General features: G+C 72.3%; 10 protein-coding genes. 2 read left to right on the top strand and 8 right to left on the bottom strand.

The window, feature by feature from the left end:
• Positions 1–346 precede the first annotated feature (346 nt).
• The 5 genes from EV186_RS11440 to EV186_RS11420 form a co-directional block, all read right to left on the bottom strand.
• On the bottom strand, positions 347–1,363 hold the full coding sequence (locus tag EV186_RS11440) for a hypothetical protein (RefSeq protein ID WP_133849216.1): 1,017 nt from the start codon (positions 1,361–1,363) through the stop codon (positions 347–349).
• An 87-nt stretch (positions 1,364–1,450) separates the two neighbouring features.
• Positions 1,451–2,473, bottom strand: a complete 1,023-nt coding sequence (locus tag EV186_RS11435; RefSeq protein WP_133849215.1) for a hypothetical protein — start codon at positions 2,471–2,473, stop codon at positions 1,451–1,453.
• A 30-nt stretch (positions 2,474–2,503) separates the two neighbouring features.
• The gene (locus EV186_RS11430) at positions 2,504–7,468 is read right to left on the bottom strand and encodes a non-ribosomal peptide synthetase (protein ID WP_133849214.1); all 4,965 of its coding nucleotides are present in this window, start codon (positions 7,466–7,468) and stop codon (positions 2,504–2,506) included.
• A gap of 28 nt (positions 7,469–7,496) precedes the next feature.
• Entirely contained in the window at positions 7,497–8,453 is a 957-nt protein-coding gene (locus tag EV186_RS11425; protein WP_133849213.1) for a TauD/TfdA family dioxygenase, read from the bottom strand.
• Positions 8,450–14,347 carry a non-ribosomal peptide synthetase gene (locus EV186_RS11420; protein ID WP_133849212.1) on the bottom strand — a complete coding sequence of 1,966 codons (5,898 nt, stop codon included), beginning with the start codon at positions 14,345–14,347 and terminating at the stop codon, positions 8,450–8,452. The genes EV186_RS11425 and EV186_RS11420 overlap by 4 nt, the downstream gene beginning before the upstream one ends.
• 335 nt (positions 14,348–14,682) lie before the next feature.
• Between EV186_RS11420 and EV186_RS11415 the strand changes: the two genes are divergently transcribed.
• The gene (locus EV186_RS11415; RefSeq protein ID WP_133849211.1) at positions 14,683–15,684 is read left to right on the top strand and encodes a helix-turn-helix transcriptional regulator; all 1,002 of its coding nucleotides are present in this window, start codon (positions 14,683–14,685) and stop codon (positions 15,682–15,684) included.
• Between the two features lie 71 nt (positions 15,685–15,755).
• Here EV186_RS11415 and EV186_RS11410 read toward each other — a convergent pair whose 3' ends face one another.
• The 3 genes from EV186_RS11410 to EV186_RS11400 all read right to left on the bottom strand — a co-directional run bounded on the left by EV186_RS11410 (position 15,756) and on the right by EV186_RS11400 (position 19,078).
• Positions 15,756–16,814: an ornithine cyclodeaminase family protein gene (locus EV186_RS11410; protein ID WP_133849210.1), complete on the bottom strand. Its 1,059-nt coding sequence runs from the start codon at positions 16,812–16,814 to the stop codon at positions 15,756–15,758.
• Positions 16,815–16,832: 18 nt separating this feature from the next.
• The gene (locus EV186_RS11405; RefSeq protein WP_133849209.1) at positions 16,833–18,623 is read right to left on the bottom strand and encodes an AfsR/SARP family transcriptional regulator; all 1,791 of its coding nucleotides are present in this window, start codon (positions 18,621–18,623) and stop codon (positions 16,833–16,835) included.
• Between the two features lie 239 nt (positions 18,624–18,862).
• Positions 18,863–19,078: an MbtH family protein gene (locus EV186_RS11400; protein WP_133849208.1), complete on the bottom strand. Its 216-nt coding sequence runs from the start codon at positions 19,076–19,078 to the stop codon at positions 18,863–18,865.
• Between the two features lie 170 nt (positions 19,079–19,248).
• On the opposite strand from EV186_RS11400, the gene EV186_RS11395 reads away from it, so the two are divergent.
• Positions 19,249–20,505: an MFS transporter gene (locus tag EV186_RS11395; RefSeq protein ID WP_166659122.1), complete on the top strand. Its 1,257-nt coding sequence runs from the start codon at positions 19,249–19,251 to the stop codon at positions 20,503–20,505.
• Positions 20,506–20,638 lie beyond the last annotated feature (133 nt).

Raw genomic sequence — 20,638 nt, 5'->3', positions numbered from 1 at the left:
GTGTTCCACGTTCGCGTGGGGTGAGTCCCGCGTTGTGTTCAGGGTCTTGTGGGGTGGGTTCGGTTTGACACGGGGACCCCCACGGCGGCCAGGCAAGCGCGTTAAGGGGCAGGCAGGCCTGCCCTTGCTCGCCGTCCAGCGTATGGCCGCCGTGCCCCGTGTAAAACCGAACCCACGAGCCGCGGTTGCTGCGGCTTGGTCTCGGGGCGGGTGGCGGAGCGTTTCGGGGCAAGCAAACGCGACTCCGCATTGGGGCCGGGTGTGTCCCGCACCCGAGTGTGGGACACGGGGTGCCCGAGTGTGGGACACACCCGGCGCGAGTGTGGGACACACCCGGTTCGGTGGGTCAGGTGCAGCGGTAGTGCATCGGCCGCAGGTCGTCGACGCCGACCAGGCTGCGGTCGTCGTCGCTGATCCACTGCAGGTCGAAGTCCGCGCCGACGGCGTCGAGCGGGTCGACGAGCACGCCGTCACGCCAGAGGGCCGGGTGCTCCTGCGAGCCCACGAAGTGCACGCCACCGACCGAGCCGCCGCCGCCGAGGGCGGTGAACTTCACGACGCTGGTGCCCGGGATGCTGCGCGTCATGTGGCCCTGGGCGTCCCACTCGGCCGCGCCGTAGGTGCTGAACGTGCTCCACCCACCGACGACGTGCCCGTTGCGGACCGACTCCGGGTCGGCGAACTTCGGCGTCTCGAACGTGTGGTAGCTGCCGCTGGTGGTCCAGATCGCGCCCAGGGGCGCGTCCTGCACCCCGCCGAGGATCTCGCCCTGCTCGTCGAGGTCGGTCGCGTAGGCGGTCCCGGAGGTCGGGCCGGGTAGCTCGCGGTAGGTGCCGGGGGCGTTGGCCGGCCACACCACGATGACGTACTGCAGCCCGGGTTTGATGGCCGAGCCGACGATGTCGCCCTTGTTGTTGATCAGGTCGGCGCCGTACTGGTCCCAGCTGGGGTCGGACGGCAGCCGCCGGACGGTGCCGTCGCGCGCGATGGTGATGCCGAAGGACTTGTTGTCGCCCTCGAGGTCGGCGCCGGCGATCATCCCCGAGGAGTTGACGTCGTTGACGTAGGGCAGGAAGGTCGGGGACCGCCACACGACGGTTCCGTTGTCCCACAACGTCGGGTGCGGGTCGACGACCCCGTCGACCCAGATGCTGCGGGTGCCCGAGAGGCCCACGGCGTACCGGCTGCCGTCGTAGCCGTGCAGTTCGGCGGCGTCGGCGCCCGCGGGGAACTGCCACGCGTGCTGCTGCCAGGCGCAGGCGGTGGTCGCCGCCATGGCGTCGCCGGTGGGGACGGAGACCATGCCCAGGGCCGTGGCCAGCACCGCGGCGGCGAGCAACCGGCTTCTTCTCTTGGTGTGCAAGGGATTGGCCTTTCTGTCGGGGTTTCGGGGCAAACGCGTTCTGCCCGGGCCGGAGGAACCCGGCCCGGGCAGAAGTCGGTTGGTGCGTCAGGAGCAGTGGTACTGCGTGGGCACCCAGTCCTGGATGCCGGTGAGGCGGGTTCCGTCGTCGCTGATCCACTGCACGACGAAGTCGGTGTCGACGGCGGTGAGCGGATCGACCACCTGGCCGCCCCGCCACAGGGACGGGTGCTGCGAGTAGCCGACCCAGATCTGGCCGGCGATCGTGCCGTCGGCGCCGAGGGCGGTGAACCCCTCGGCGGTGCTGCCGGGGATGTTGCGGGTCATGGTGCCCTGGGCGTTCCACTCGGCCGCACCGAAGGTGCTGAAGGTGTCCCACCCACCCACGATGTGCCCGCCGCGGACCGCCCTGGGATCGGCGAACTTCGGGGTCTGCAACGGCGTGTAGGTGCCGCTGGTGGTCCAGATCGCGCCCTGGGGTGCGTCCTGGGTGCCGCCGATGATCTCGCCTTGCTCGTCCAGGTCCTGCAGGAAGAGCTCCGTCGTACTCGGGGTGGGCAACACGCGGTAGGTGCCGGGCGCGTTCGCCGGCCACAGCACCAGGACGTGCTTCAGATCGGCCTTGATCGCACCGCCGACGACGTCGCCCTTGTTGTTGATCAGCTCGGCGTCGTAGTCCACCCACGCGGGGTCGCCCGGCAGCATCTTGGTGGTGCCGTCCTTGGCGATGGTGATGCCGTAGAACTTGTTGTTGATGATGGTGTCACCGGCCATCACGCCTGATGAGTTCACGTCCAGCGCGTGCGGCAGCCCGTTGGTGGCGTGCCAGACGATCTTCCCGTTGTCCCACAACGTCGCCTGCGGGTCGTAGAGGCTGCCGTCCGACTCCCACGGCTGGGTGCCGGTCTCGCCGACGACGTACCGGTTGCTGTCGGAGCCGCTGAAGTCGGCTCCGTCCGCGCCGGCCGGGAGCTCGAACGTCGTGGCCTGCCACGCGCACGCCGTGAGGGCCGCGCTCGCCGGGCCCGCGGGCAGGGCCACCAGCCCCATGAGCCCCGCCGCGGCACCCAGCGCGACCGCGAGTACACGTCTGCTTCTTCTGTGCGACAACAGATCCCCCTCTTCTCGGATGGTTTCGCGTCAGCCTTCCCGGACGCGGGATTCGACGATCTCGGCGAGCTTGGCCACGGTCGGGCCTTCGAACACCGCGCGGATCGGCAACTCGATCTCGTAGGCGTCCTGGATCGCCGCGACCAGCCGGATGGCGAGGATCGAGTTGCCGCCACTGCGGAAGAAGTCGCTGTCCGCGCCGACCTCGTGGCCGAGCAGGTCCGCGAACACCTCCGCGATGTGCAGCTCCACCTCGCCGGCCGGGGCGGCCAGCTCCGGCTCGACGGTCCCGGCGAGCGCCACCAACGCCTTGGTGTCGAGCTTTCCGTTGGCGTTCAACGGGAAGTGGTCGATCAGGGTGCACGTGGTCGGGACCATGTAGGCCGGCAGCCGTCGCCGGCACACCTCGACCAGCTCGTCGGCCGACGGCTGCCCGGCGCCAGCCTCGGGCACCACGAACGCGCGCAGCCGGACGTCACCGGAGCCGGTGCTGTCGGTGGTGTCGGCGAGCACCACGGCGTCGGCCACGGCTTCGTGTCCCCTGAGCACGGTGGCGATCTCGCCGAGTTCCACCCGGTAGCCGCGGATCTTCACCTGGTCGTCGCGCCGGCCGATGAACGACACGTCGCCGGACGGCAACACCTCGGCCAGGTCGCCGGTGCGGTAGAGCCGCCCGCCGTCGGTGGCGAACGGGTCCGGCATGAACCGGTCCGCGGTCATGCCGGGTGCGCCGGCATACCCACGGGCCAGGCCGGTGCCCCCCACGTAGACCTCGCCGACCACGCCGACCGGGACCGGGCGCATCAGGTCGTCCAGCACGCGCATCGTGACGCCGGGCAACGGCTTGCCGATCGGCACGGTGTCGCGGGCCTGCGCGCCGGCCGCGGCGCCGACGGGGTAGGTGCACGTGCCGACGGTCGCCTCGGACGGCCCGTACTCGTTGATCAACCGGTCCGGTCCGAGCATCGCGGTCCAGTCGCTCGCGAGCGCCTGCGGCAAGGCCTGACCCGCCACCACGATCACGCCGGCCAGGTCGGCCACCCAGTCCGGGTTCAGTTGCTGGGACAGGATTTCCAGGTGCCCGGGCGTCAGCTTGATGAAGCTGAACGGCGCGAGGTCGCGCAGCAGCGGGCCGAGCTCGGTGAGGTCCATGTCGCTGGGCAGCATGTGGACGGTCTGCCCGGCGAGCAGCGGCGCCCACAGGTTCGGCACCACGAGGTCGAACGCCACCGAGGAGAAGACCGGGGCCCCGCCACGGCCGCGGGTGGCCAGCTCGGTGACCGCCCAGCGCAGGTGGTTGACCAGCCCGCGGTGGGTCACCTGCACGCCCTTCGGCACGCCCGTCGAGCCGGACGTGTAGATCGTGTAGGCCAGCAGGTCCGGGTCCACGACCCGGGCCGGTCCCGTCGCCGGTGCGTCGGCGGGGTCCAGCTGGTCGAGCACGACGACGGTGCCGACATGGCCGCCGAGCCCGGACCGCAGCGCCGCGGTGGTGATCACCGCGGACGCGCCTGCGGTGCCGAGCACCATCTCGATCCGCTCGGCCGGCGCGTCGAGGTCCAGCGGCAGGTATGCCGCACCCGACTTCCACGCCCCGAGGAACGCCGCCATCATGTCGGTGCCGCGGCCGAGCAGGACGCCGATCACCGAGTCCGGTCCGGCGCCCGCCGCCCGCAACCGGTGCGCGATCTGGTTGGCCCTGCGGTCGAGCTGGGCGTAGGTCACCCGCTCCGGGCCGCAAGCCACGGCGATCGCGTCCGGGTTCGCGCCGACCTGGCGCTCGAACAGTTCCAGGCTGGTGGCCTGCGCCTCGGTGTCGTCCAGGTCGACCGCGAGCGGGACGCCGGAGGCGGCCGCCTCCAGCACCACCCGCTCGTCGCCGGGGACGAAGTCGACCTCGGCCAGCGCCACGCCCGGGTCGGTGGCGAGCGCCTCCAGCAACGCGAGGAAGTGCCGGGCCATCCGCTCGATGGTCGCGCGCTCGAACAACGCCGTCGCGTACTCGAGGCCGCCGGCCATCGAGCCGTCCGGTTCGGCGCGCAGGTAGAGCGTGAGGTCGGTCTTGGCGATGCGGGAGACGTCGATCAACGTCGCCCAGTCCTCGGGGTTCGCCGCGGACGCGGTGAGCTTCTCGTCGTGCAGGTCGAAGGCCACCTGGTAGAGCGGGGTCCTGGACAGGTCGCGCTCGGGGGCGAGCTCCGCCACGAGCTTGTCGAACGGCAGTTCCTGGTGGGCGAAGGCCTCCCGGCAGGTGTTGCGCACGGCGGCCAGCGCGGCGTCGAAGTCCATGGACGGGTCCAGCGCGCAGCGCAGCACCACGTTGTTGAGGAAGAACCCCACCATGTTCTCGAGCTCGGGCCGGTCCCGCCCGGCCAGGGGAGTGCCGACCACGACGTCCCAGTCGCTGCTGTAGCGGGCGAGCAGCGTGGAGAACGCGGTGAGCAGCGTCATGAACGGGGTGGCGCTCGCGGCCCGGCCCCGCTTGTCCAGCGCCTTCGCCACCGCGGCGGGCACGGTGAACCCGACGATGGCACCGCGGCCGTCCCGCACGGCGGGCCGCGGCTTGTCCAGGCGCAGCGTGGTGGGGTGCGCGTCCTCGAGCACGGCGCGCCAGTAGCTGAGCTCCTTGGCGATCACCTGGTCGTCGAGCCGGTTCCGTTGCCACGCCGCGAAATCGGCGTACTGCAGGGCCGGCGGCGGCAGGTTCGGCGTGCGACCGTCCTGCACGGCGCCCAGCAGCTCGTGGAAGTCGCGCTCCAGGATCGCCGAGGACCACCCGTCCAGCACGATGTGGTGCGCGGAGATCACCAGCAGCTGGTGGTCGTCCTCGGGGCGCAGCAGGGCCCGGGTCATCGGGCCGGACGCGATGTCGAAACCGCGGTCGAGCTCCTGGTCCAGGGCGGTGTGGAAGTCGGCGTCCGGCACCTCGTCGTGGCTCATCACGCGCAGCTCGTAGGTACCGGGCGGGTCGATCACCTGGACGGCTTCGCCCGCGCGCAGGGTGAACCGGGTGCGCAGGGTCTCGTGCCGGGCGAGCAGCTGGTTCAACGCCTGCTGCACCTCGTCGACCGTGGTGCCGGTGGAGACGCGCAGGAACAACGCGGACACCCATTCGCGGCTGCGCGGGCGCATCCGGTCGTTGACCCACATCCGGCTCTGCCCGAACGACAACGGCAGGTCGCGATCGCGGGGCACGGCGACGATCCGGTCCCCGTTCTGCGTGGTCACCTCGGCGAGCAGGGCCGCCTGCTCGGCCAGCGTGGTGGCGGTCATGAGCTTGCTCAGGTCGATCGGCGCGCCGCTGGCCTTGCGGATCCGGTTGGCCAGGCGGGTCAGGTGCAGCGATGAGCCGCCCAGGGCGAAGAAGTCGTCGTCCGCGCCGACGTTGTCGACCTTGAGCAGGTCCTGCCACACCTGGCCGATCAGGCGCTCGGCCTCGGACAGCGGCTGGTGGTCGGCGGTGCCGTGCTGGTCGGGTGCGGGCAGCGCCGAGCGGTCCACCTTGCCGCTGCGGGTGAGCGGGAAGGCGGTCATGGCGACGTACGCGGCCGGGAGGTGTGTGGACGGCAGCCGCTCGGCGAGGAACTCCCGCAGCCGCGCGGGCACCGCGCCGTCCTTGGTCAGCACGTACGCGGCCATCCGGGTGCCGCCGTCGCCGCTGGGGTAGCCGGTGACGACCGCGCCGCCGACCTCCGGGTGCGCGGCGAGCGCGGCCTCCACCTCGCCCGGCTCGATCCGCACGCCGTTCACCTTGAGCTGGTGGTCGATCCGGCCCACGTACTCGAGTTGCCCGTCGACGGTCATCCGGACCAGGTCGCCGGTGCGGTACGCGCGGTCGCCGGGCCGGCCCACCGGGTCCGGCACGAAGCGTTCGGCCGTCTCCGCGACGCGGCCGAGGTAGCCGCGGCCGACGCCGACGCCCGCGGCGAGCAGTTCACCCGTGGCGCCGTCGGGCACCGGTGCGCCGTGCTCGTCGACGATCACCACGTGGATGCCGTCGATCGGGTGCCCGATCGGCACCGGACCCGACTGCTGCGCGCGATCGAACCGGTGCGCGGTCACCTCGATCGTGCATTCGGTGGGCCCGTAGGTGTTCCAGACCTCGACCCCCGCAGGGTCGGGCAGCAGCGCCAGGAACCGCTGCACCAGTTCGGCGTGCAGCTGCTCGCCGCCGCTGGAGAGCAGCCGCAGTGCGCCGCAGCCGGCCCAGCCCGGCTCCTCGACCAGCGCGCGCAGCTGCGACGGCACGACCTGCAGCACGGTGATCCGCTGCTCGGCCAGCGCGCGCACCAGCGCGGCGGGCTCGCGCTCGGCGCCGACCGGTGCGAGCACGAGGGTCGCGCCGGTGGCCAGCGGCGCGAAGATCTCCCAGCCGGCGGCGTCGAAGGTGATGGCGGTCTTGTGCAGGACCCGGTCGCCCGGCCCGAGGTCGTGCGCGCGGCTGGTCCACCGGATGTGGTTGCCGATGCCCGCCTGGTGCACGAGGACGGGCTTCGGGGTGCCGGTGGAGCCGGAGGTGTAGAGCACGTAGGCGAGGGAGTCCGGGAACACCGTGACCTCGGGCGCGCTGTCCGGCTGCCCGGCGGCCGCGGTGAGGTCGCGGTCGAGCACGATCGTGGGCGTGCCCGCGTCGCCGGTGTCGGTGACCGCCTGGGTCAGCGCGAGCTCGGCGCCCGCGGCACGCAGCATGGCGCTGGTGCGCCGGCCCGGGTGGGCGGGGTCCAGCGGCAGGTAGGCACCGCCGGCCCGCCACACCGCGAGCAGCGCGACCACCATGGTGACGCTGCGGTGCAGGCACACGCCGACCACGCTGTCCGGGCCGACCCCCTTGTCCCGCAACAGGTTCGCGAGCCGGTTGGCGCGGGCGTCCAGTTCGGCGTATGTGATCGACTCAGGGCCTTCGACCACGGCCACCGCTTCCGGGGTGGCCGCGGCCTGCCGGGCGACCATGGACGCGACGGTCGCGGTGGTCGGCGATTCCGCCTGGCGTGTCATCGGGTTCTCCTCGGAGGTGGCTGGGGACTCAGGCGAGGACATGGCCGGTCCGGGTGCGGGACGCGCGGGAGCGCCGGTGGTCGAGGTGGACGAACGTGCGGTGCAGCCACCGGTCCTCGCCGTCGTAGCGCGGGGTGAAGAACGTCCGCCCGTGCAAGGTCATGCGGTTGTCGACCAGTGCGAGGTCGCCCGGTTCCAGTGGGAGGGTCTGCGCGACGGCGGTGATGGCGTCGTGCAGCGCCTCGAGCGCGTTCTTCGCCTCGTCGTCGTCGCCGTGGGTGGCGTGGAAGTCGACCTGGACGTCCGGGTCGGACGGTTCGCCGGTGAACACGGCGTGCAGCGGCGCCTGGTCGGCGCCCATGCCGAACGAGGGCGGGGGCTGGGTGACGAACCGCGGCTCGGCGAGCACCGCCCGGACGTCCTCGGGCAGCGTGCCGACCGCCTTGCGGACGCACGACAACAGCAGCCCGGCGATCCGTTCGTGGTCCGCGCGCACGCACAGCAGGCCGACGTAGTCGGGCCGGCGCGGGTGGAAGGCGTTCTCGATGTGCATCGCCAGGCGGGCGCTGCCCGCGTTGCTCTGCTGCTCCTCCTTGCCGGGCACGGGCACGACGTTCTGCACCAGCGCGCCGGACTTCTCGTTGCGGTAGGCGATCAGCTCGCCGAGCTGCATCGAGAGCAGCCCGATCACGGCGGCGCCGACGGTGGCGACGCGCTCCACCGAACCGAACTCGGTGGGGGTCGGCCGGTCGGCGGCGACGGGCAGGTTGCGCACCAGCAGCGCGCCGGAGTCGCCGGGGTCGTGGGCGAACTCGCGCAGCCGCCTGCGCACCCGCACCGGCAGCTCGGCCGAGCAGGCACGGCAGTCGTCGACCCAGTCGACGTCGTCGATCAGCCGCGGTGGGGAGCCGATGAGCGCACGCGCCACCGCTTCGATCCGGCTGCGTTCCGCGTCGGTCACCCTGAACTCGAGATCGTCGGTCATGCTGGTCCCTCCGGTGACCGGCCGGCGGCCGAAGCCGCGGCGATGAGGTCGGAAACTGTCTGGTCGGTGTCGTGCGCGAGGGCCGTGAACACGGCGACCGCGCGCCGCAGCAGGCACCGCGCGTCGGTGCCGCCGACGGCGTCCGGCCGGAAACCCAGCCGCACCTGCGTCTTGCGCCCGGGCACCACGACCATCCGCAGCGGGAAGGGCGTGCCGTCGGACAACGCGTAGTCCGACACACGCAGGTCGCCGAGCACGGCGTCCCATTCGGCGGGGTCGAACGGGTAGTTGAGCACCATCACGGTCGTGTCGAACAAGCCCGTGCGGTCGTGGCCGGCCTGCCGCTGGATCGTGGCGAGACCGACGTGGTGGTGGTCGAGCAACGGCACCTGCTCGCGCGTCAGCGCGGTCAGCGCGTCGGCGACCGGCGCGTCCCGGGCCAGCCGCACCCGGACGGGGATGGTGTTGGTGAGCAGGCCCACCATGCGGTCCACGCCCGGCAGGTCCGGTGGACGGCCGGACACCGACGTGCCGAACACGACGTCGTCCGCGCCGGTGAGCTGGTTCAGCAGCACCGCCCACACCAGCTGCACGAGGGTGTTGAGCGTGACGCCCGCTTCCCTGGCCCGCGCGACCAGCGCGGCGGAGCGGTCCTCGGGCAGCTCGGCGATCAACAGGTCGTGCGTCACCTGCGCGGTCGAGGGCAGCCCCGGCGCGAACAAGGTCGGTCCGGGCAGGTCGGCGAGGTACCGCGCCCACGCCTCGACCGCGACGCTGAAGTCCTGCTCCGCCAACCAGTTCAGGTAGGTGCGGTACCGCGGCGGCTGGGCCAGTGCGCGGTCGTCGCCATCGGCGTAGCAGGCGAACAGTTCCCGCAGCACGATCGCCATCGACCAGCCGTCCCACACGATGTGGTGGGCGGTGAGAACGAGCTCGTGCCGGTCCGCGGCGCGTTTGATCAACCTGCACCGCATCGGCGGGGGTTCGTCGAGGGCGAAGCGCGCCATCCGGTCCGCGGTGGCGAGGCGGTCGGCGCGCCGGTCGAGCTCGGCGTCGTCGAGGTGCGCGAGGTCGTGCTCGGTCCACGGCGGCTCCGGCGTGCCGCCGAGCACCTGCACCGGCACGGCGACGTCGTGCTCGAACGCGGCGGCGAGGACCGGGTGGCGGCGCAGCACCGTCGTGAGCGCGCCGCGCATGCGTGCGGCGTCCAGCGGACCCTCGAAGGTCAGCCGGAGCTGGTCGTTGTAGGCGTCGACCGCGTTGACGGTGATGAGGTTGTGCAGCAGCAACGCTTCCTGCAACGGCGTGAGCGGCAGGATGTCGGTGGTGTCCGGCCTGCGTTCGGTGATCTCGTCGATGTCGTCCTGGTCGAGGCCCGCCAGCGGCACGTCCGAGGGTGTCAAGCCGCCCACGCCCGGGCCACGGGCGTGGGCGGCGAACCCGATGAGCGCCGTGCGCAGCGCGTCGAGCAGTCCGGTCACGGCGGCCTCGTCCAGCACGCCGGACGGCCACATGGCGCGCAGCTCGAGGTGCGTCCCGTCGGCGCGGTCGTACGCGATCGCGTTGAGCTCCAACGCGTGCGGCATCGCCATGCGCGGGTCGGCGGTGCCCGCGAAGGGGTCGTCGCCTGCCGGCGCCCAGTCGGCGTCCGCGCCTGCGGTGAGCCGGCCGAGGTAGTTGAACGCAAGGCGTGGCGCGCCGAGCCCGGCGAGCTCAGCGCCGGTCGCCGCGTTGAGATAGCGCGCCATGCCGAAGCCGATCCCGTGGTCCGGGATGGCCCGCAGCTGTTCCTTGACCCGCTTGACGGCGGTGCCGAGCTCGGCACCGCCGGACTCCACTGTGGACCATGCGACCGGGCCCGGGTCGACGGCGACCGGGTGGATGCTGGTGAACCAGCCGACCGTGTTCTCCAGAGCCACCGCGCGCCCGGCGCCGTGGCGGCCGTGGCCTTCGAGGTCCACGAGCACCGCGGACCCGCTCGCCGGCAGGTGGTGGCCCACGGCGAGGGCGAGCGCGGTGAGCAGGATGTCGTCCTGGGTGGCCCGGTAGCGGTCGGGCAGCACGGTGAGCAGCGGCTCGGCGACGTCGGCGGACAGCGTGATCCCGGTGGTGGCCGCGGTGGCGAACGTGTCGGTGCCCGGGTCGAGGTCCCGGGTGCCGATCGCCGGGCCGCCGGTGCGCAGGATCCGGCGCCACAGCTCGGTTTGCGCCGTCCAATGCGGTTCGGTCGCCGCCTGGGCCAGTTGGGTCGACCAGGTCTTGGCCGACGTGCCCAGCGGTGACCACGGCGTGCTGTCGGTCCCGCTCACCACCGCCCACGCGTGGGCGAGGTCGGGCAGCAGGATGCGCCACGACACCCCGTCGACGGCGAGGTGGTGCAGCACCAGCAGCAGCGTGCCCGGCGCGCCGGCACCGGCGTCCAGCCAGACCGCACGCACCACCCGACCCTCGGCGGGGCGCAGGGCCTCGACCGCGGCCGCGCGCTGCTGCTCGAGGACGGCCGCGACCTCGTGGGCGCTGCGCCCGGTGACGTCGACGGCCGAGACCACGGCGTCCGCGCGGCCAGGCGGGTCCACGTGCAGCTCGCGGTCGTCGACCAGGCGGGTCCGCAACGCGGGGTGGCGGTCGATGAGCAGCCGCAGCGCCTCGGTCAGCCGGTCGAGGTCCGCGCCCGCCGGGACGCGGACGCACATCGACTGGTGGAACGCGTCCACCGGACCGAGCTCCAGCGCCCAGCGCACGATCGGCGGCGCGGGGAATGCTCCGGTGCCGTCGTCGTCGGGATCGGCATCGCCGCCCTCGGTGGCGAGCGGGCGCACGACCTCGGCCAGTTCGCCGACCGTCGGGTGCTCGAACACCTGCCGCGAGTCCACGTCCATGCCGGCGGCGCGTGCGGCGGAGACCAGGCGCAACGCGAGGATGCTGTCGCCGCCCAGCTCGAAGAACGAGTCCCGCACGCCGATCTCGTCGATGCCGAGCACCTCGGCGAAGAGCTTGCACAGGACCGCCTGCTCCTCGGTCACCGGACCCCGGTCCGCCGCGTCCGCGCGTGGCCGGTCCGGCTCGGGCAGCGCCTTGCGGTCCACCTTCCCGTTGGGCTGCAACGGGAACTCGTCGAGCACCACGATCGCCGACGGCACCATGTACTCGGGCAGCACGGTACGCACCTTGGCGCGCAAGGAGTCCGGGTCCACCTGCGCGGCGTCCCGCGGCACCACGTAGCCCACCAGGCGCTTGTTGCCGGACGGGGCGGCCGTGGCCATGACGATCGCGTTGCCGACGGCCGGGTCGTCGCCGAGCGCGGCCTCGATCTCACCCAGCTCCACGCGGTGGCCGCGGATCTTCACCTGGTGGTCGCTGCGCCCCAGGTAGCGCAGCACGCCCTCGTCGTCCTGGTGGACGCGGTCGCCCGTGCGGTACATCCGCGCGCCCGGCGGCCCGAACGGGCACGGCAGGAACTTCTCGGCCGTCAGCGCCGGCTGGTTGAGGTAGCCGCGAGCCACGCCGGTCCCCGCGACGTACAGCTCACCGGCCGCACCGGGCACCACCGGCTGCAGGTCCGCGTCGAGCACGTACACCGTGACGTTGTCGATCGGCACGCCGATGGTCAGCGGCTCGCCGGGCACGACCTGGGCGCCGGTCGCGGCGCAGCACGCCTCCGTGGGCCCGTACATGTTCATCATCCGCCGGCCCGGCGCCCACCGGTCGACCACGTTCGCATCGGTGGATTCCCCGCCCACCACCAGGGTCCGCAGATCCGGCAGCCCTTCGGCGGAGAGCTGGCGCAGCATGCTGGGCGGCAGTGCCACGTGGGTGATCCGCTCGTCGCGCAGCAGGGTGATCAAGTCGGTCGTGGACACCTCGACCGGGTCCGCGGGCAGCACCAGGCGCGCGCCGGCGACCAGCGCGGGCCAGATGTCGCCGCCGGCCGCGTCGAACGCGGGGGAGACGTACTGCAGCACGCTGCTGTCCGCGTCGAGCCCGAACCGCGCGCTGTGGTCGAGCGCGAGGTTCGCCAGGCCGCGGTGGTGGCTGAGCACGCCCTTGGGCGATCCGGTCGACCCGGAGGTGTAGATGATGTTCGCCGCGCCGTCGGGATCGATCGTGACGGGGGCGTGCGGGGTCGTTGGCCGCTCGGTTACCTCGACCAGGTGCGTGTCGGCCGGTAGCACCGCCCCCGCGGCCGCGGGGTCGGAGACGACCACACACCGCGGGGCGCTGTCGGTGACCATGTAGCGGATCCGGTCCGGCGGGTAGCCCAGGTCCAGCGGCAGGTAGCAACCGCCCGCTCGCAGCACCGCGAGCATGGCGACGATGAGGTGCGGGGAGCGCGGCATGGCCAGCCCGACGACGTCCTCGCGCCGCACGCCGTGCTCGGCCAGGCGCGCGGCCAGCGCCGCGGACCGCGCGTCGAGTTCGGCGTAGGTCAGGCTGAGCCCGCGACCGGCCACGGCCACGTGGTCCGGGTGCTGCCGGGCCACCGCCTCGATCAGGTCGACGACGGAGTTCGCGGTGCGTTCGCAGGTGGTTTCGTTGCGGCGCACCAGCAACTCGACACGTTCGGCGACGGTGAGCAGGTCGATCGAGTGCAGCGGGCGGTCCGGGCGGCGGGTGACGCTGCGCAGGAACTCCGTCCACCGGCGCAGGTCGGCGGGCAAGCGGTCCTCGCGGTGCAGGGCCGCGTTGGCGTCCACCGACGCGGTCAGCCCGTCCTCGGCGGTGCCGGTGAGCCCGAACGTGATGTCGGGCAACGGTCCCGCCGACAGGTTGAGCGCGCTCGCGGTCACGTCGGCGAACGCGTAGTGCCGCGGGTACGGCATGAAGTTGATGATCGGTCCGAGCGGGCCCTCCTCGGCGGCGGGAACGCGCAGCGCACGGCACAGGTCGTCGTAGCGGTACCGCTCGTGCCGCTGCGCCTGGGCGACCTCCTCGGCCACCGACGGCAGCAGGCCGCGCAGCGACATCGACGGCGCCACGTCCACGCGCAGGGCGAGCGTGTTGGCCGCCATGCCGGGCGTGCGGTTCGCCGCGATGCCGCGCCGCGCGTTGCTGGCCAGGCCCAGCACGACGTCCCGCCGGCCGGTGGCGCGTTGCAGGTAGGCGGCCGTCGCCCCGATGACCGCGACCTGCCAGCTCGTGCCGAGCTCGGTTGCGGTGGCGGAGAACAGTTCCACGTCCGTGGTGGGCAGCTCCGCCTGCGTGCGCACCGGGCGTGCGCCACGGGTCGGGTCGGCGCGTTCGGCGCGCGCGCCGGGCAGCCGCATCGGCTCGGGGTGGTCGGCGAACCGCTTGGTCCAGTAGGCGTCGTCCACCTCGAAGTCCGCGCCCGCCCGGTACTTCGCGTCCCGCTCGACCAACCCGGCTAGCTCGCGCAGCGGGGTGGTGGTCCGCGGTTGCCCGCGCAGGGTGCTCGTGTACAGGTCGGCGAGCGTGGAGTGCAGCAGGTGCATGCTGTAGCCGTCGGTGACGGCGTGGTGCATGCGCAGGTAGAGCAGGTGCCGGTTCTCGGCGGTGCGCAACAGGGCGGCGTGCGACACCGGTCCGGTCGCCAGGTCCAGGGGCGCGTCCAGGTCGGCGTGGGCGTACGCGAGCGCGGCGGCTTCGGCGTCCGGCTCCCCGCGCAGGTCGAGTTCCCGCAGCGGCGCCACCTCGTCGGCGAGGACTTGGTACAGACCACCGTCCGCTTCGTGGGCGAAGCGCACGACGCGCAACGCGTCCGCCTCCGCGCCCAGCCGCGCCCACGCCCGGCGCAGCACCGCGGTGTCCAGCGGCCCGTCGAGGGTCAGGCACTCCGCGCAGGTGTAGCGGCACGCCGTCGGGTCGTTCCGGTGAGCCAGCCAAACCCCTTGCTGTGCACTGGAAAGCGGTAGCCGACTGTGCCTGCCCGTGCCCATTTCGCTCCCGTCGCAGCATGCCGCGATGCCTATGCGTCGATCGTGCGAGGGCTGGCTATGTTCGAGCTATATACCGTCGATCAGGTACGGCACCCCGGAACTTCCTGCCCATCCGGAATCAACCCGAATGTCGTAGTGCCTTCGGGCATTTTCGTTGGACGCGCCGTGCACTGTTGCCGCTACTGTCGGTGGGACGGTCGGCGTTTCGGCGCCGGCGTCACGGGAGGGGCGGCCGGGGTGATTGCGGCCGCCTGCACAGGAAGGCACCCGAGCGGGAGGCGCGCGAGACCGACACAACGAACGTGTAGGCGCATATCTGTGCGAGGAGACGCGGGTTGCAGTTTCTCGGCCTCGGTGTCGATGCCGGCATCGTGTACCAGACGATGATCAAATATCCCAAGGTCAGCATGGTGGAGTTGAGCCTCTGGCTCGCCTGGCCGGAAGAACGGATGAACCGCGCGTTCACCGAGTTGGAGCAGGTGAACCTGATAAGCCCTGGCTGGCAGGGGCAGGAGGTCGCGGTGCTGGCCGATCCCGCCACGGCGTTGCGAGACCTGTTGCGCCAGCAGGAGGATGTGCTCGCCCGCCAGCAGGAGGACATGGAGCGCAACCGGGCCCTGGTGTCCACCATGCTCTCGGAGTACGACCAGGCCCTCGCCGAGCGCAGCGAGTTCCCCAACCAGCGGGTGTTCGGCCAGGAGGCCGTGCAGACCTTCGCCGACAGCCTCGCCGACAGCTGCACCTCGGAGATGATGTCGTTCTCGCCGGGCGGTCCGCCACAGGGTGACCAGGAGGAGGCCGACCGCGCCGAGGACCTGCGGTTGCTCAAACGCGGTGTGCGGGTGCGGCGGTTGTACCTGGACAGCATCGCGAACGACACGGCGGCGCTGAACTACGCCCGCTGGCTGGTCGAGCAGGGCGGTGAGGTCCGCACGGTGCCGAGCCTGCCGGTGCGCATGTCGATCTACGACCGGTCGGTGGGCATCGTCGCCATCGACCCGCAGCGCTCCGCCGAGGGGATCATGGTGTTGCGCGGCACCGGGGTGCTGGCGGCGTTGTGCGCGTTCTTCGACTTCGCGTGGGAGCCGGCGACCGAACTCGGCGCGCAGTCCAGACGCGACCCGGAAGGGCTGACCGCGCAGGACCGGGAGGTGTTGCGCCAGCTCAGCGAGGGGCACACCGACGCCGTCATCGCCCGCAAGCTCGGCATCTCGGTGCGGACCGCGCGGCGCATCATCGCCGAGCTCGCCACCCGTCTCAGCGCGCGCAGCCGCTTCCAGTTGGGCGTGCGCGTCGCCGAGGTCGGCTGGCTGGCCGGGAGCGCGCGCCGCGACTGACCCCGACCGGCCCCGCTGATCGCGCGACGCCACCGCGCGACCCGCCGTCACCACTGGTGTCACCACCGGCGTCACAACCGCAGCAGCCGACCGAGCCCCGTTCGCTCGGCGGCCGAGGCGACCCGGTGCGCCACCGCGATGTCGAGCGCCGCCATGCCGAAGGCGTTGCACACCACGATGTCCGCGTCCGTGCAGCGGCCCTGGTGCACGCCGGTCACGATCTCGCCCAGGGTCGTGTCCACCTTGCGCGCCGACGTGCTCGGCCCGCCCGCGTGGTCGTCGACCAACCCGATGGGGGAGAGCAGGTCACCAGTGCGGTACATCCGCCCGAGCAGCCGGCGGTGATCGACGCTGACGAGGTCCCAGTCGTCCAGGACGAGCAGGTCGCAGCGCTGCACGACCTCGGGCAGCAGGTCGTCCAGTGAGACGCAGGAGACGAGCGTGCCCGGGCTGAGCCAGTCCCACGCGAGGTAGCCGTCGGTCACGGTCGTCATGGTCACCACGAGGTCGGCGCCGGTGACGCAGTCGCGGGCGGTGGGCACGACGTGGAAGTCCATGCCCGGGTGCCGGACCGCCGCCTGCTCCCGGAACCTGTTGGCACGCACGGGATCGATGTCGAACAGCCGCACGTCGGTGAGCGTCGGCACGGTCTCGGCGAGCACGGTCAGGTGCGCCTTCGCCTGGGTGCCGCAGCCGAGGAACCCCATCGTCGTCATGCCGGGCGCGCCCAACGTCCGCGCGGCGATGGCGGTGACCGTCGCCGCACGCAACGCCCTGAGGTACGCCGTCTCCATCACCGCCCGCGGCCGGGCCGTCTCGCGGTCCAGCAGGATGGTGAGCCCTTGCGCGCGAGGCAGGTCGAGCGCGGGGTTGCCGGGGCTCTCGTTGACCGTCTCAACGCCGACGACGTACCCGTCGTCGAAGTCGACCGCACCTTGCATGGCCAGGGAGGTGTTGGCGAAGCCGTTGGGCGTGAGCCAGGGCAGATACGCCTCCTCGCCGAGCCCGACCCGGTCCTCGCTGTGCAGCCGCAGGGTCTCGGTGATCACCTCGACCGGGTCGATCGTGGCCAGCGCCCGTTTGACGTCGTCGCGGCTCAGATAGCGGAAGACGCTCGGGTCGGCGGTCATCGTCTCCTCGGGTTGGGGTCAGCCGACCTTGCACAGCTGCTCCTGGCCGAGCGCCAGCGCCAGGGCGAGCCGCGAGAGCCGGTACCGGTCGGCCGCCGTGGGTTCGGCGCGCAGCAGGTGGGCTTCGACGAGCCCGTCCAGCAGGTCGATGGTGTCCAACATGGACAGGTTGAGCAGTTGCGCGGCGGTGCTCGCGGTGAACGAGCCCGTGCCAAGGTGGGTGAACCGCTGCAGCGCGTTGCGCTGGTCCGCAGGCAGCGCGAGGTACGACGACGCGAGGCGTTCCTCGACCACGAGGTCGCCTGCGCGCAGCTCGTCGAGCACCCGGTGCGGGTCGGCGAGCCGTTCCGCGAGCCGGCTCAACGTCCAGTGCGGTCGGGTGGCGAGGCGGGCACCGCACACCCGCACGGCCATCGGCAGGTGGTCGCACTGCTCGGCGATGCGCACGGCGGCACGCTGTTCGGCGTGCAGCCGCTCCGGCCCGACGACCGCGGCGAGCAGGCGCAACGACTCCTCGGGGGTGAACCGGTCGAGGGCCACCCGGTCGCTGCCCTCCAGCGCGGCCAGCGGTGAACGGCTGGTGATGAGGACCCCGCAGCCGGGCGTCGCGGGCAGCAGCGGGCGGACCTGCCGCTCGTCCTGCGCGTCGTCCAGCACCAGCAGCGTCCGGGTGCCGGCGAGGGTGCGGTTGTACAGCTCGACGCGGGCGGCGAACGACGCGGGCAGCTCGTCGGCCGGGACGCCGAGCCGGGCGAGCACCGTGTCCAGCAGTGCGGGCGCCGACGGCGGTTGCGGGCGGCTGCCGCCGAGGTCGACCATCAGCTGGCGGTCCGGGAACTGCTTGCGCAGCAACCGAGCCACGCGCCGCGCGAGGGTCGTCTTGCCGACCCCGCCCATGCCGGTGATGGTGCAGATGGCCGGGCGCGTGTCGTGGTCGGGTGCCCCGGTCAGCTCGGCGCAGACGTGCTCGGTCTCCCTTTGTCTGCCGATGAAGTCACTCGGCTCGGGCGGCAGCGTCGCGGCCGCGGGCACGTCCGTGGGCCGCGTGCGCAGCCGGATCGGCGGCGGGGGCGGGACGGAGGTGAGGATCGACTGGTGCAGTTCCTGCAGTTCCGTCGAGGGGTCGAGGCCGAGCGACTCGGCGAGCGTCGCCCGGAAGTCGTTGTACACCTGCAGGGCGTCCGCGGTGCGGCCGCTGCGGTGCAGCGCGGTCATGAGCTGCGTGCGCGGCCGCTCGCGTAATGGCTCGGCGGCGACCAGCGCGGTCAGCTCGGTGATCAGCGGGCGGTGCTCACCCATGGCCAGCTCGGCGTCGATGCTGTTCTCCAGCACGGTGAGCCGGGCCTCCTCCAGGCGGGGCTGCTCCATCGCGGCGAGGTAGTCGGTGACGCCGCCGAGCGCCTGGCCGTTCCAGCGGGTCAGCGCGTCGCGCAGCAGCTTGCTGGCCTCGGCGTGCTTGCCGGCCGCGAGCGCCGCATTGCCCTGCGCCGCGAGGTTCTCGAACTCCACGAGGTCGACGGTGATGCCGCGCTGGGGTGGCAGCTCGAGCCGGTAGCCGGGGGGCTGGCGCTTGACGGTGGTCACGGGCCCGAGCAGGCTGCGCAGCCGCGACGCGTAGGTCTGGATCTGCGCCTGTGTGGTGGCGGGCAGGTCCTCGTCCCACAGCATCTGCATCAATCTGACGTCGGAGACGATCCGGCCGCGTGCCAGCAGCAACGAGGCGAGGAAGGTGCGCATCTTCGAACCGCGCACCTCGATGCGGGTGTCACCCTGCCACGCGCCCACAATCCCCAGCACCTGAAACCGCATGTACCGCTCCCATCGCGCCTGTGGCCCGAATTGCCGCCTTCTCCAGCTTGTTCAAAATTCGCGAACTTGTCAGCGAACTGGTTTGACAGGAACATGCACTGACAGGATGCGGACTTAGCGTGCTCGGGGCACCGCTGATAGTGATCGGTCGCTGTGGCCCGGGGCATGCCGACGGGCCCGCCGGGGGTTCCCCGGCGAGCCCGGTCAACGCTCTACTGTGGACCGTCAAGCCCTGCTGATCAGGCCTCCTGGGCCGCCATGCGCTTGCGCAGGCTCAGCGGGCGCATGTCGGTCCAGACCGACTCGATCCGGCTCAGGCACTCCGCCTTGGTGCCCTCGGTACCCTCGGCACGCCACCCGGCAGGCAGCTCCCGCCCGGCCCACCAGACCGAGTACTGCTCCTCGTCGTTGAGCACAACCTGCCAGCGGTGGTCGTCAGCGCCGCTCTCGCTCACGGCATCCTCCTGCTCGTTTCGGGTCGCGGACGCGATCGCGCGGTTCCGCCGTGTGGTCGAGGCTGCAGCGCTGTTCAATACGCGCCCTATACGAGTGCCGTATATAGAGGCGGCATAGCGCGAGCCGCGATCGTGGAGCGCATGCGGGACTCTGGCGAGCGGTGCGAACGGTGACAGCCGAGCAGGCCGAGCAGGCCGGGACTCCGGGGGAGTCCGTGGCGCCGGACATCGTTCCGCTGCGCCGCAACCGCGACTTCCTCCTGCTGTGGACCGGTTCCGGGTTCTCGCAGCTGGGCTCGCGGATGAGCGTGATGGCCTTCCCGCTGGTGCTCATCTGGGGCCTCGGTTCGCCGGCCGGTGCGGGCGTGGTCGCCTTCGCCGGGCTGCTGCCGGCCCTGGTGCTCCAGCTGCCCGCGGGCGTGCTGATCGACCGGTGGGACCGGCGCAAGCTGATGATCGCGTGCGACGCGGTCGCCGCGATCGCCATGATCAGCGTCGTCGTGGCGCTCGTCCTCGGCGTGGTGTGGCTGCCGCACCTGGCCGTGGCGGCCTTCCTCGAGGGCACGTGCATGATCTTCTACCTGCCCGCCGAGCGGGCCGCGATCCGCAACGTGGTGGCGCCGGAGCAGATCTCCGCCGCGATCTCCCAGAACGAGGCGCGAGGCCGGGCCGCCGGGCTGCTCGGCCAGCCCGCGGGCAGCTCGCTGTTCGCCCTGGTGTCGTGGTTGCCGTTCGCCGCGGTGGCGTTCGGGCACGTGGTCGCCCTGACCAACCTCGGGTTCGTCCGCTCGAAGCTGCAGACCGAGCGCGTGCGGCGCCCGGTGAACCTGCGCCGCGAGGTCGTCGAGGGCGTGCGCTGGCTGTGGGACCAGAAGTTCCTGCGCGCCGCCACGACGTTGGTGGCCCTGACGAACTTCGTCGCGCAGATCGTCACGATGGCCTCGATCCTGCTGGTCCGCGACCTCGGCGGGTCGGCGGCGCTGACCGGGCTCGTGGGCACCGTCGGCGGCGTCGGCGGGGTGTGCGGTGCGCTGGCCGGGGCGGTCCTGCTGCGCAAGCTCTCGCTCGGCGGCGTGCTGCTCGTCGACATCGCGGCCCGGGCGGTGCTGATCCCGCTCATGGCGTTCACGCCGTCGCTGCTGTTGCTGTTCGTGCCGTTCGCCGTCATGTCGTTCACCGGCGCGGTGCTGAACGTGGGGGCCGGCAGCTACATGGCCACCATCGTCCCGGACGAGCTGCACGGCCGGGCGATGAGCGCGATCCTGCTGATGTCGTGGGGGATGAACTCGGCGGGTGCGCTCGCGGGTGGCTTGCTGCTGACGTGGTTCACCCCCGCGTCGACGCTCACGGCCATCGGCGCGGTGCTGGTCGTGACCCTGGTCGGGGCCGCGCTCAACCCGACAATCCGCGGCGCCCGGGCCCGCTGAGTCTCGCCGCTGCTCCCGGGTACCACCACTCCCCGCCAAGGTCGCCCGGCCGCGTCAACCCTCTGTGTCGCAGTGTCGGATCATGTCGGCGACGCCACGCGTCCCGCCGGCTCGGTGCCCATCTGCGTGCCGC

It is taken from the genome of Labedaea rhizosphaerae, assembly GCF_004362825.1.
GTDB lineage: Bacteria > Actinomycetota > Actinomycetes > Mycobacteriales > Pseudonocardiaceae > Labedaea > Labedaea rhizosphaerae.
This window is presented reverse-complemented; position numbering and strand designations above follow the sequence as displayed.